Genomic DNA, 12,773 nt, shown 5'->3' on the forward strand with positions numbered 1-12,773 from the left:
CTAATATTATTGATCGGTGGCGCGGCGGCCTTGCTCAGGGTCTGGTCCAGCTGCATGTGCCGCCCACCCACGTCTGTTCCACCCGGACGTCGGCGAGATCGGTGCCCCGTGGGTCTCGGTTCAGCACAGCGAAATCCGCGAGGCGGCCGGGTGTGATCACCCCACGATCGGCGAAGCCCAATTGGCGAGCGGCCTCGCTGGTGTAGGCGGCCAGAGCTTCCGCCGCGGTGAGGCGTTCGGCCGGGCCGAGCACATCGCCCGCGGCGGTGCGGCGCTGGACCGCATCGCGCATGGTGGCCAGCGGATCCAATGGAGTGACCGGCGAGTCGTTGTGCAGCGTCACCGAGACACCGGCATCGATCAGACTGCGTGCGGGATCGAGGCGAGCGGCACGGTCGGGGCCGAGGAAGATGTCGCGGTGCCGGTCGCCCCACACGTAGATGTGGCGGCTGAACACCGAGGCGTGAATCCCGAGACCGGCCATGTCCTCGATCTGATCCGCGCGCAACACCTGGCAATGCTGCATGAGCACCGGGATGGGCGCGCCCCTGCGCGCACGTACCGCGCGGGTGGCGGCGATGACCGCGTCGGCGGCAGCGTCACCGTTGGCGTGCAGGGCCGCGGGTAGACCGCAGTCGAAGGCAGTGGCGATGAGTTCGGTCAGATCGTCGACCGAGGTGCGCAGCTTCCCGGCGGGTCCGGCGGGCGCGCCCGCGGCGGGGAAGCTGTGGTACGGCTCGGTCAGCGCGGCGGTCCACCCTTGGATGGAGCCGTCCGCGAAACCCTTGACTCCCCGTGTCTGTAGCCATGGCGCTCGATTCGGCGCCTTCGCCACCGCGTCTCGGATACCGGCGACGTTCTCGCCGTCGAGCCAAAGACCGAGTCGCACACGCAGATACGGCACCTGAGCGAGGACGGAATACGCCGTCAGCAACAGCGGGCTCACCGCGGCGTCCCACGCCGTGGTGACACCGGCCGACAGGCAGCCGTCGGTGGCGGCGTCGACCACCCGTAGCACCGCGGACGGATCGTAGGTGGGCATCGCCTTGTTCAGGGTGGTGGAGGCGGCGGATTCGAGCAACATGCCGTTCGGTGCGCCGTCGGCGGCCCGACCGTACTCACCACCGGCGGGATCAGGTGTGTCGCGGGCGATGCCGAGCGTGGCCAGGCCCGCCGAATTGACCATGGCGAGGTGTCCCGAGATATGCAGCACGAGCAGTGGGCGTTCCGGCGCCACCGAATCCAGTTCGGCCAGGGTCGGGAAACGCTGTTCGCGAATCGCGGTGTCGTCGAACTTCATTCCGACCACCCAGGCCAGGTTCCCGCCGACCGCCGGTTTCGCGGCCTGCTCACGCAGCCGGGCGAGCACCTGATCGATGGAGTCCACGGCGCCCAGCGGTGGTGCCGACAGGTCGGCGGCGAGGGTGCTGATGCCGGTCAGCAGGAAATGCCCGTGCGGATCGAGGAAGCCGGGGGTGAGCGTGCGCCCACCGAGATCGACTTCCTGGCCGCCGCCGCGCAGGCCTAGGGCCGTCCGGATTTCCTCCACCGTACCCACCTGGACGATCCGATCGCCTTCGACGAGTACCGCGGCGGCGGTCGGTCGCTGCGGATCCATGGTCACCACGGTGGTGTTGATCAGTGCCTGGCGCGCAGGGGCGTTCATCGCCGGGACTGCTTGCGCGACACCACCTCCGGCGGCCGAACCCAGTCCGAGCGCGCCCGCGAGAGCGGTCGTGAACCGCAGCGCGTCCCGTCGCGAGAGTTGCTTTCCGTGCATCCACGGAATCGATTTGCATTCGAGACACACGATGGTGCTCCTTATCTGATCGGCGTCGAGCGGGAACCGCGGGGATCGACCGGCTCGATATTCGAGGCGAGGGCAGCGCTGCTGGGTGGACGGGAGGGTCCGGCTTCCCTAGTCATGGAGAAGGCGGTGCGCCGTGGATATCCGCCCTCAGGTGGGAGGGCTCAGCGGAATGCGGCCGGTCGCGCGACCACGGTCGTCGAGCAGCCAACCCATCCGCTTCGGCGAATGCAGAACCACTGCTCGATCGCGAATCTCCAGGGCGGGAAATCGGTCGGCCAGCATCGCTTCGAACGGTTCGATGCCGGTGAGCCCCGGTAGCAGCGCGTGCACCATGAGCCCGTGTCGCCCGGTCACCGCCACACACAGCCGCACCTGTTCGACCGCGGCCAACGCCGCCCCGATATCGGAGAGCCGACCTTGCGGGGCGGCCATGCTGTAGATCACCAGCGTGGACAACCCGGCGAGGGTGTATGCGAAATCGCAGCGGAGCACGATATCGCCGTTGCGCTGCATCCGTTCCAGGCGCCGACGCGCGGTATGTTCGCTGGCCCCGATCGCCGATCCGAGCGCGGCGAAGCTCGTCCGGGCGTCGGCGTGCAGCGCCGTCAGCAAGGCCTGGTCCGCCGCGGACAACCGATGGAGCCCGCTCGCCACGAATGCGGTCCGGCTCGATGGTCGCGGCGTGACCAGTCGGGCACGCTGGGCGGGCGGTAGGACCCGCATCCGCCAGTCCCGGCCCTCGCCGAAGAGCGTGATACCCACCCGCATCCGGAAGGATCTGACTCCACGCAGCCCACCGAGCCCCTCGCGGACCCAACGCCCCAGAGTTGTCAGATCCGCTGCTCCGGCAGAGATCAGCAGATCGAATTCGCCGGCCGTCTCGTCCACACAGAACACCCAGGGCAGTTGCGCTGTCGCCGCGCTCACCGCCTCGACCGAGCGCGGACGGCATCGCACCTCGATATAGGCGACCGTGACGACCCGAGCCGACGGGTAGGCCGTGAGCCAGGCCGCGTGGTCGGCGCGCATCCGCTCCCAGCGCCGCGCGGCGGTGGTGGCGTCGACGTCCAGCGCCGACGCCACCCGCGACCACGGCGCCCGCGGCGCGGTCTGGAGCGCGTCGATGATCGACAGATCCTGCTCGGAGATGACCGGATCCGACGCCGCGTCGTGCACTACGCCGCGTTCCTGCCGGGCCCCTGAACCGTCTGTCATGTTCTGCATCGTATGGTCCTCGCGCGACCGCATCCGCGCAGCCCGACCGCATCATCTGCCCGCCGACCCCGAGGCCGAACCACTGGGCAGCACGATCCTCGGCAGTCGCGGAGTCGCGTCGGGAACACCGGTGCCGTCGGGGTCGCCCAACCCACCGCGCCCGGCGTACTCGCTCGTACCGGGAGCCGCCTGCACCGTGGTCAGGTACTTCCACAGTCCGCCGACCAGCGTGCCGCCGCCGACGAGCAGCATTCCGGCCAGACCGCCCGCACCGGCGAAGGCCGCGAGCGCGGCGGGCGCTGTCGCCACACACGCCGGGCCGACGACCAGACAGGACCCGAGGCCGACGACCGCGCCGATCAGCAACCCGATGACGGTGCCACCGACGGTGCCCGCCATGGTGGCCGTGGTCATTTTGCCCGCAAGTTCGGTGAGCGCCAGCTGGTTCTCCACGGGAGAGGCGATCGGCCGCGCGGCGAACGCGACCGCCGGGTCCGGAGTCAGCGTGAGTCGACGACCATCAGGCGAGATCTGCTGGGTGATCGGGTATCGGTGCCCGTCGATGTCCAGAGACAACGGCAGGCTCGCCAGCTCGCGGCCATGAGCATCGCGCACCGATACCGATCGATGATCGGCGGCGAGGGTGAAAGCACCGGCCTCCATCGTGGTGACCACCGAATCGTGTGTCACCGTCGCCCGCCACCGCGGATCCGTTCCGGCATCGGCCCCGGCGGGGCTCGCGGTCACCGTAGCGCCGACGATCGCGGACGAGGCGAGCGCAGCGGCCAGAATTGCTGTGTGATAACGCATTTCCGCCCTCAGTTACCCGTCTGCTCGGCGTAGACGCTGGTGCCCGGTGCCGCGTGGAGGGTGGTGAGGTAGTTGTAGGCGGCCACCGCAGCCGTTGGACCACCGGCCACCACCAATCCGGCGATTCCGCCCGCCGCACCGGCAAGTGTGACGATCGGCAGCACAGCCACCACGCATCCGAGGCTCAACACCAGGCACGATGCTCCCGCGACGGCGACACCGATCCCGACCCCGGCGACCGCACCGATCGCGGTGCCGATGAGACTGCCGACGGACATGCTGAGGCTGACCGCGTTGATGAGATCGTTCATGGCCAGCTGGTTCTCCACCGGTGAAGCCACCGGCCGCACCGACGCGCGGGAGATGTCGGTGAGATCGGGGGTCAGCGTCAGGGTGCGCGCGTCGGCGGAGATCTGCTGCCTGATCGGCACCGGCGCACCGTCGAGTTCGGCCGTCAACGGCACGGTGTCGAGTACCGTTCCGGCCGCGTCCCGCACCGCCACCGACCGCTGATCCGCCGATAGCGCGAAAACGCCGCCGTCCAAGGTGACCGCCACAGCGTCACCCACCTGCCCGGTCCGGTAGGACACCGGTGCGACGGCGGTTCCGGGGTTCGCGGCGGCAGTCGCGCTCCCGGTCGCACAGGTGATGGCGGCGCACATCGCGGCGACGGCGACAACGCGAGAACTCATGGATACTCCTCATCCGGGATGGTGACCGCTGCCACTGTCACATGGTTTGCACATGGCAATACCGAATCGCCGGATGCCATCAATGTTCAGCGGACTTCGCCGGAATCCGTCAGCACCGCGACCGCCGCATTGCCGTCGGCCGCGACCGCGTATCAGCAGTCGAGTTCGTCGGGAGCGATCGTGTCGCGCTGAGCGGTTCGGGCGACGCGGGAGAGCAGGGTGCGCAACTGCTCGGTGTCGGCGTCGTCGAGATCGGCGAGCAGGCGCGCTTCGGCGGCGGCGAGGCTGCGGCGCACGTGGCCGAGGAGGTCGCGGCCGGTGTCGGTGAGCAGGACCTGGCGGGCGCGCCGGTCGCGCGGGTCGGGTCTGCGGGTGATCAGTTCATGGGATTCGAGATCGTCGAGCAGGTAGGTCATCACCGTGCGATCGAGGCCGACGTCCCTGGCCAGAGCGAGCTGGGTGGGCGGCTCACCTCCCGCGAGAGCGATCAGCACGAGATAGCCGCGCGCCCCGCCGGGAATATCGGCCACCGAATCCCCGGCGACGCGGCGGAACGCGGCCGACACCATGCGGATCGACCAACCGAGATCGGTCGCCAATGCCAGTTCCTCGGCGTCTGCGCGCGACCTCGCGACCTCGGACCTCGAACCGTTCATGCCCGCATGCTAGCACGGATGCATTATATGGCAGATATTCTTGTCGACAGAACATCTGTCATGCATAGTTGATGCGGAAGGGCTCCTCTGCGATCCGCGCAAGAGCCGTCACGACAACAGCGAGGAAGACGACCCATGAGCACTGCTCTGCAAGGAAGCTCGGCCCTGGTGACAGGCGCGACCGCGGGCATCGGCAAGGCGATCGCGCGGAACCTGGCACGACAGGGAGCCGAGGTCGTCCTGCACGGGCGGGACCGAGCACGCGGCGCGGCTCTGGTGCAGGAGATCGCGGACGAGGGCGGTACCGCCCGCTTCCTCGCCGCGGACCTCACCGATGCCGATGACACACTGCGACTGGCCGCCGCGGCCGGCGCGGTGGACATCCTGGTGAACAACGCCGGGCTCTACGAGTTCGCGCCCACCGCGGCGACCGATGCGGCGAGCTTCGACCGCCATATCGCGGTCAACACCCGCGCGCCGTTCCTGCTCGTCGGCGCGCTGGCAACCGGCATGGTGCGGCGCGGCCGCGGATCGATCGTGCTGGTCGGGTCCAGCGCGAGCCGTATGCCCGCACCGATCGGCGCCGCCTACGGCGCCTCGAAGGCCGCGACGGAAACCCTCACCCGCTACTGGGCCACCGAATTCGGTCCCGCGGGCGTACGCGTGAACGCCGTATCCCCTGGCCCGGTCCGCACCGAGGGCACCGCTGCGATGCTCGGCGAGCAGATCACAGCATTGGACAAAACCAACGCCCGCGGCCGAGCAGGTGACCCGAACGAGATCGCCGAAATCGTATCGTTCCTGGCCGGTCCCGCCAGCAGCTACGTCAACGGCGCCATCCTCGCCGCCGACGGCGGAGAACTCAGCACCCTTCCCGCGTGAGGACGTGCCGGGAAGGTCATCGTCAGCGGCACTTTCGCTCACTGTCTCGCGAAGGCCGGGCATCGCGTGATGGGTTCGGCTCGCTCCGACACGGCTCCCATCCGATCAACGTTCAACAGGTCGGTCAAGGTAGGGCCGTCCGATGACCGGCACGTTGAACCAGGCTGCGCCTCGGCGCGTATCCCTTCTATGACGTCGTGGAGGTAACGCATGCGGGTGACCAGGTCGACGGTAGATCTGTCGGGGTATCCGGACCTCGTCGTGATCTATCTCGGTATGCGGGTGAACAAGTTGCGGGGGATGCTACGGCTGCTCGGAGTCGGGCCGAAGCTGTATCAATCGCATCGGGATCAGCCCGATGGGTTGCTGTTGCACGAGGATGTCGTCTGGTCGCTGTTTCCGCCGCATTGGGGGGCTCGGCAGTACTGGCGCGATCTCGACAGTCTGGAGCGTTGGACCCGGTCCGCGCCGCACCGGGACTGGTGGCAGCAGTTCCTGCGCGATTCCGGCGGCACCGGGTTCTGGCATGAGGCGTACTTCCTGCGCGGCGGTATCGACGCTGTGTACGACGATATGACCACCCCGACGGGGCTGGCCCGGTTCGCACCTGTCAACGCCAGCCGAGGCCGGATGTTCTCCACCCGCGGCCGGGTGCACGACGAACCTCCGGCCTACCCACCGGTGGTAACCGAAAATGATTACTACCCCGGCGATTCCGTAGGATAGCCATCGGCGTGGCAATTCGCGACGCGCCCGTACCCGAATCGAACACCGCTGGGCGATGGTGTACAGCGCGCTAAGCGCAGATGAATATGTGGGCGAGCGAGTGTGATATTGCACTTTTCGTACTTCTGGTCGGTAATCGCGCGCTTTACCGTATCCGCATGCACATCCTGTTCGTCTGCAATGGCAATGTGTGCCGTTCGGTGATCGCCGAACGGCTCGCACGCGCCATCGCGGTCGAACACGGGCTCACGGGGCTCACCGCGGAGAGCGCGGGGACGCGGGCGCTGGTCGGATTCCCGGTCGAACCGTTGGCCGCGCAGACCATCGCCGGGCTGGGTGCTGATCCGGACAACTTCCGTGCGCGCAAGCTGAAACCCGAGCACATCGACCGCGCCGACCTCGTCCTCGCGATGACCGAACCCCTCCGTGATCAGGCCGCGAGCATGGCTTTCGGCGCCGCCGCGCGCACCTTCACTCTGCTCGAGGCCCACCGCATCGCCAAGGTCACCGGCGCACGGACCGTGGCCGAACTGCACCGGGCCCGTAATGATCTGTCGCTGGTGGGTCGGGAGAACATCGCCGACCCGGTGGGGCTGTCCGAACCGGCCTACTGCGCGGTCGGTGACCGCATCGCCGAGGCCCTGCTGCCGCTGCTGCTTGCCCTCGACACCGGCGAACCACACCGGTCCGACGAGCGTCGGGGGCTGGTGTTGCAGCCGGGAAGCGGCTCCGCGCCCCTGGCGACATTTCTCGCCGCCCAGCGCACCGGCTGGTATGCCTGACTCCCGCGCGGGAAGGGACTACACTCCCGCGAAAAGACCTCCGCCGTCGACGTTTCGACCCGGTGGCGCCCTCCGAACACACGACAGGAATCAGACATGCCGAAACGCATTTCGGATGTTTCGCTCCATGTTTATGTGACACCGGACAACCTCGAGCGCATCGTCGAGGCCGTGCGAACGGCACTCGACGACCATCTAGCCGACCGCGACGTCTTCGCCTGGCGGTTCACGCTACCCGCGGCCCCCGACGATCCACTGCACCGCGAGTTCGAAAACCAGTGTCGTGCGGCAAATTCCGATGTGCTGCCCGTCGGTCACGGCACCTACGAGATCGCGCTGAGCCTGGTCGGCGACCCCACCGAACTCACCGATACCGATATGGCCGCTCTACAGGATCGGCTGCGCACCGGCATCACCGCGGCCACCACGCATGAGATCGCCTTCCGTATCCACGCTCATCAACGCGCCGACGTCGACCTCTACCCCACCATCGAACGTATCTGAGTCGAGCCGACCTTGCGCGGAACGAATATTGTTGCACCCATGGCCTTTCCGCGGCGATCGGCATGGGTACCGTTGCGGCCGTCGCGACGACCGAGAGAACGGGGCACTGCGATCACCCGGTACCCCGCGCTCGCCGATTCTTCGGACCTGCGCCCGGAATACCCGGGCGCAGGTCGAAACGAAATCAGCGGCGGGACGGGAAGTGGCGGATGAGCCCTTCCTGCACCGTCGTCGCCAGCAGTTCACCGCTGCGCGAATAGAAGCGGCCGGTGGCCAGGCCGCGTGAACCCGCCGCGACCGGGGATTCGGTGGCGTACAACGCCCATTCGTCGAACCGGAACGGACGGTGGAACCAGATGGAATGATTCACCGTCGCCGCCACGATCCGGTCCAGGCCCCAGGACAGACCGTGCGTGGTGATGATCGAATCGAGCACCGTCGTATCGGAGGAGTAGCCGAGGGTCGCCACATGGATCAGCGGATCATCGGGCAGGGTGCCGTCGGCGCGCATCCACACCCGGTTGTGGTTGAGCCGCTCACCGGTGCCCTTGAGGATCCAGGACGGATCGTTGGTGTAGCGCATATCGATCGGATGCGGCGCCTTGACGAACATCTCCAGCTTGTCCTCCAAGCCTTCGAAGCTCTCCTCCACCCGCGGCAGCGTCTCCGGGTCCGGGACCTCGGGCTGCTCATGGGCATGCTCGAGACCCTTGCCCCAGTCCTGGAAGGCGGCGAGCATGACGAACAGTTCCTGGCCGTCCTGGCTGGCGGTGACGGTGCGGTTGGCGAAGGAACGGCCGTCGCGGTGCCGGTCGACCCGATACTCGATCGGCTTCTTCACATCGCCGCCGCGCACGAAATGCGCGTTGACGGCATGCACCGGCCGGTCACCGACCGTGCGGCCCGCCGCGATGATCGCCTGCGACACCAGCTGCCCGCCGAACGTCCGACTCCACACCTTCTCCGGATGCTGGCCGACGAAGACGTCCTCGCCGGTCTGATCCAGATCCAGCAGATCCAGCAGTACGTCCAGGTCGGAATGGCGTGCCGACATCGAATCGACGTCGATGGGGTCGCCGAGCGAGGTGCTCACTCTAATGGTCCTCCTCACCGATACGGTGCACGTGGATCAGGTTGGTGGAACCGACGGTACCGGGCGGGGAGCCCGCGACGATAACCACCAGGTCGCCCTTCTGATAGCGATTCATGCTCAGCAACGCCTGATCGACCTGCTTGATCATGGCATCGGTGCTGTCCACCGTCGGGACGATGAAGGTTTCGGTGCCCCAGGTCAGCGCGAGCTGGCTGCGCACCGCGGGCAGCGGGGTGAACGCCAGCAACGGCAGCGGGGTGTGCAGCCGGGCCAGGCGGCGCACGGTGTCACCGGACTGGGTGAAGGCCACCAGCGCCTTGGCATTGAGCCGCTCGCCGATATCGCGGGCGGCGTAGGAGATGACACCACGCTTGGTGCGCGGCACATGCGTCAGCGGCGGCACTCGGGTGGATTCGGTCTCCACCGCGTGCACGATGCGCGCCATGGTGCGCACCGTCTCGATCGGATAGGCGCCGACCGAGGTCTCACCGGACAGCATCACCGCATCGGCGCCGTCGAGCACCGCATTGGCCACATCGGAGGCCTCGGCCCGGGTGGGACGCGAGTTCTCGATCATCGACTCCAGCATCTGCGTCGCCACGATGACCGGTTTGGCGTTCTCCCGCGCCATCTGGATGGCGCGCTTCTGCACGATCGGCACCTGCTCGAGCGGCAACTCCACGCCCAGATCACCGCGCGCCACCATGACCGCGTCGAAGGCGAGCACGACCGCTTCGAGGTTGTCGATGGCCTCGGGCTTCTCCAGTTTGCCGATCACCGGAACCCGCCGACCGACCCGGTCCATCACGTCGTGCACCAGCTCGACATCCGAGGGCGAACGCACGAACGACAGCGCGATGAAGTCGACGCCCAGTTTCAGGGCGAACTCCAGATCCTCGATGTCCTTGTCCGACAGCGCGGGCACCGACACATCCATGCCTGGCAGCGATACGCCCTTGTTGTTGCTGACCGGGCCGCCCTCGGTGACCCGGCACACCACGTCGTCGCCGTCCACGGCGGTGACGGTCAGACCGACCTTGCCGTCGTCGACGAGCAGCCGGTCGCCGGGCTTGGCGTCGGCGGCGAGCTCCTTGTAGGTGGTCGAGACGCGGTCGTGGGTGCCCTCACAGTCCTCGACGGTGATGCGCACCTCTTCGCCCGTCGCCCAGACGGTACGGCCTTCGATGAAACGGCCGAGGCGGATCTTCGGGCCTTGCAGATCGGCGAGAATGCCGACGGCGCGACCGACATGGTCGGAGGCCTGGCGCACCTTTTTATAGTTGTCGGCATGGTCGGAGTGCTCACCGTGGCTGAAATTCAGCCGCGCCACGTCCATACCGCTCTCGACGAGTTCTCGAATACGGTCCTCGGTGGCAGTGGCCGGGCCGAGGGTGCACACAATCTTCGTCCGTCGCATCACGAGTAGAGCCTAGTCCTGACGCGGGAACGGGGCGCGCCGCGGCCATGCCGAGTCGCCGTGGTCGCGCTCGCCCGCGTCACCGGGCGCTGAGCGAACGCGCGACATTCACCTGATGCATCAGCATCGGGAAGGTCTGCCGGTTCTGCGCCGGGATCATCGTGGAGTGGTAGCGGCCCGCGCTGGTGACCGTCACCTGCACGTAGCCGACCGTGGATGTCTCCTTGATCAGCAGAAACAGCAGGCCGAGGAAGCACAGCGGGAACAGCACGATCGCGAGGACCACCGCGTAGGTCGGGATCTTTTCAGCGGTCTGCGACATATCGGTGATCGTCCACACCGCGCCGCGCAGCGGCATCGTGCCCGCCGGAGTGGTGACCGAATCCTCGGAGATACCGATATCGCCGATCGACATCAGGAACCCGCCCGGCACCCCCATGGGCATCGAACCGGGCGGCATCGCGGGATACATCACACTTGCCATGGACGGGAAGGCGGTGGTGGGTCGCGGCCCCGGGGGCTGCTGCGGATAGCCCGTTCCCGGCTGGGCCGGACCACCGTCGGCGGGGTAGGCCTGATCCCCCGGATGCGATGACACCGGCGGATCGGTGGCCTTGCGCAGACTCGGCCCGGTACCGGGTGGGCCGTACTGCGGACCACCTGTTCCCGATACATTCCGATCCGACTCGGCCACTCGCGTCCTCCTGTCCTCCGGGCGCGCGCACCGCCCCCCGATACCCATCCTCGACCATCCACGGCCGTGCGGGCCCGCCACCCATTCTGTCGGGCAGTGGCCTCGCTGTCGCCCGAACGTGCTCCGGCCGCACGATTCGTGCAGAGGCACTGCTCGACTATCGCGGTGCGGGCCGACCGTTGCCACACAACCAGATTCGATGCGTCCCGGCTACCCCGCAGCCATGCCGGACTCCGCAGCGCCCGCTACTCTGCGACCTTGCTCGACTCCGTGGCCTTGTCCGATTTCGCGCTCTTACCGGGCTCGGCGCTCTCGCTGGACTCCGCAGCATTGTCGGACTCGACGTCCTCCCCCGACGAGGGGCTGTCGTCAGATTTCGCGTCCTTGCCCGATTCGGCGGTCGTGCCGGACTCCGCGTCGCCGCCCGACTCGGTGTCCTCCGCCGTGCCTGACTCCGCGTCCTCGGTCGCCGTGTCGGCCTTGTCGCTGTCGACCGCGCTCTGCTCGGCCGCTGCCGAAGCCGCACCGGCGCGACGCAGTGCGCCGAGCTGCCAGGGCCATGGGCGCTTTTCCGCGCCGGGCTGGAGTTGTTCCGGGGTTTCGCGGCCCTTGGTCGCGAACACGAAGTAGGCGATGGCAGCGAGGAAGACCAGGGCGGAGGTGAAGGAGTTGATGCGGATACCGGCGATCTGGGTGGCCTCGTCATCGCGCATGAGTTCCACGAAGAACCGGCCGAAGCTGTATCCGGCGACGTAGAGGGCGAACAGACGGCCGTGGCCGATGCGGAAGCGTTTGTCGACGTAGACCAGCAGCAGCACCACCGCGACGTTCCACACCAGTTCGTACAGGAAGGTCGGGTGCACGACCTTCTCCACCACACCGGTGGAGACGCCGTTCATCATGTCCAGCCGACCCTGATCGTCGAAACGCTGGTAGATCTCGAGACCCCAGGGCAGCTCGGTCTCGCGGCCGTACAGCTCCTGGTTGAAGTAGTTGCCGAGTCGTCCGATCGCCTGGGCCAGCAGGATCGGCGGGGCGATCGCGTCACCGAGGGCTGGCAGCGGGATCTTGTAGACGCGGCAGCCGATCCAGGCGCCGATACCGCCGAGGAATACCGCGCCCCAGATACCGAGGCCGCCCTGATAGATCTTGAGCGCGTCCATCGGGTTGCCGTCGGCGCCGAAGTATTTCTGCCAGTCGGTGGCGACGTGGTAGAGCCTGCCGCCGATGAGACCGAACGGGACGGCGAACATCGCGACATCCAGCACCGCGCCCTGCTGCCCGCCGCGCTCGCGCCAGCGCCGCTCACCCCACCAGATGGCGACGATGATGCCGATGATGATGCACAGCGCATAGGCGCGCAGCGGGAACGGCCCGATCTGCCAGACGCCCTGCGGCGGGCTGGGAAGATAGGCGAGCACATCGGCGGCGCCTGCGCTCAGAACGCCGTCACCGCGCGTGCCGATGCTGGAAACACTGTCTGCCAGGACTC

At 67.7% G+C, this 12,773-nt stretch carries 13 protein-coding genes; 4 read left to right on the top strand and 9 right to left on the bottom strand.

Annotation, left to right across the window (positions count from 1 at the left end; all coding sequences use genetic code 11):
* Nucleotides 1-34 precede the first annotated feature (34 nt).
* The 5 genes from QH168_RS19335 to QH168_RS19355 all read right to left on the bottom strand — a co-directional run bounded on the left by QH168_RS19335 (nucleotide 35) and on the right by QH168_RS19355 (nucleotide 5,183).
* Complete coding sequence (locus tag QH168_RS19335) at nucleotides 35-1,666, bottom strand: amidohydrolase (protein ID WP_280236134.1); 1,632 nt, start codon at nucleotides 1,664-1,666, stop codon at nucleotides 35-37.
* 291 nt (nucleotides 1,667-1,957) lie between these two features.
* On the bottom strand, nucleotides 1,958-3,025 hold the full coding sequence (locus tag QH168_RS19340) for an Lrp/AsnC family transcriptional regulator (protein WP_280236135.1): 1,068 nt from the start codon (nucleotides 3,023-3,025) through the stop codon (nucleotides 1,958-1,960).
* A gap of 51 nt (nucleotides 3,026-3,076) precedes the next feature.
* A complete protein-coding gene (locus tag QH168_RS19345) occupies nucleotides 3,077-3,835 on the bottom strand; it encodes a hypothetical protein (protein ID WP_280236136.1) in 759 nt (252 codons plus the stop codon).
* Nucleotides 3,836-3,843: 8 nt separating this feature from the next.
* Nucleotides 3,844-4,527 (bottom strand): hypothetical protein, encoded by a 684-nt coding sequence (locus tag QH168_RS19350; protein ID WP_280236137.1) that lies wholly within the window; start codon nucleotides 4,525-4,527, stop codon nucleotides 3,844-3,846.
* Nucleotides 4,528-4,679: 152 nt separating this feature from the next.
* Nucleotides 4,680-5,183 (bottom strand): MarR family winged helix-turn-helix transcriptional regulator, encoded by a 504-nt coding sequence (locus tag QH168_RS19355; RefSeq protein WP_280236138.1) that lies wholly within the window; start codon nucleotides 5,181-5,183, stop codon nucleotides 4,680-4,682.
* Nucleotides 5,184-5,318: 135 nt separating this feature from the next.
* On the opposite strand from QH168_RS19355, the gene QH168_RS19360 reads away from it, so the two are divergent.
* From QH168_RS19360 to QH168_RS19375, 4 genes are all read left to right on the top strand, one after another.
* Entirely contained in the window at nucleotides 5,319-6,065 is a 747-nt protein-coding gene (locus tag QH168_RS19360; RefSeq protein WP_280236139.1) for an SDR family NAD(P)-dependent oxidoreductase, read from the top strand.
* Nucleotides 6,066-6,275: 210 nt separating this feature from the next.
* Entirely contained in the window at nucleotides 6,276-6,791 is a 516-nt protein-coding gene (locus QH168_RS19365) for a phenylacetaldoxime dehydratase family protein (RefSeq protein WP_280236140.1), read from the top strand.
* Nucleotides 6,792-6,949: 158 nt separating this feature from the next.
* Nucleotides 6,950-7,573, top strand: a complete 624-nt coding sequence (locus tag QH168_RS19370; protein ID WP_280236141.1) for a low molecular weight phosphatase family protein — start codon at nucleotides 6,950-6,952, stop codon at nucleotides 7,571-7,573.
* A gap of 96 nt (nucleotides 7,574-7,669) precedes the next feature.
* On the top strand, nucleotides 7,670-8,077 hold the full coding sequence (locus QH168_RS19375) for a hypothetical protein (RefSeq protein WP_280236142.1): 408 nt from the start codon (nucleotides 7,670-7,672) through the stop codon (nucleotides 8,075-8,077).
* Nucleotides 8,078-8,261: 184 nt separating this feature from the next.
* Here the strand turns inward: QH168_RS19375 and QH168_RS19380 are convergent, their stop codons facing one another.
* The 4 genes from QH168_RS19380 to lgt form a co-directional block, all read right to left on the bottom strand.
* Nucleotides 8,262-9,131: an acyl-CoA thioesterase gene (locus QH168_RS19380; RefSeq protein ID WP_280236250.1), complete on the bottom strand. Its 870-nt coding sequence runs from the start codon at nucleotides 9,129-9,131 to the stop codon at nucleotides 8,262-8,264.
* A 40-nt stretch (nucleotides 9,132-9,171) separates the two neighbouring features.
* Nucleotides 9,172-10,590, bottom strand: coding sequence for a pyruvate kinase (gene pyk, locus QH168_RS19385; protein WP_280236143.1), 1,419 nt, complete (start codon nucleotides 10,588-10,590; stop codon nucleotides 9,172-9,174).
* Nucleotides 10,591-10,666: 76 nt separating this feature from the next.
* The gene (locus tag QH168_RS19390) at nucleotides 10,667-11,281 is read right to left on the bottom strand and encodes a hypothetical protein (RefSeq protein ID WP_280236144.1); all 615 of its coding nucleotides are present in this window, start codon (nucleotides 11,279-11,281) and stop codon (nucleotides 10,667-10,669) included.
* A gap of 245 nt (nucleotides 11,282-11,526) precedes the next feature.
* Nucleotides 11,527-12,723: a prolipoprotein diacylglyceryl transferase gene (gene lgt / locus QH168_RS19395; RefSeq protein WP_280236251.1), complete on the bottom strand. Its 1,197-nt coding sequence runs from the start codon at nucleotides 12,721-12,723 to the stop codon at nucleotides 11,527-11,529.
* Nucleotides 12,724-12,773: the final 50 nt, after the last annotated feature.

Origin of the sequence: Nocardia cyriacigeorgica, from assembly GCF_029868385.1 — a bacterium.
Taxonomy (GTDB): Bacteria; Actinomycetota; Actinomycetes; order Mycobacteriales; family Mycobacteriaceae; genus Nocardia; species Nocardia cyriacigeorgica_F.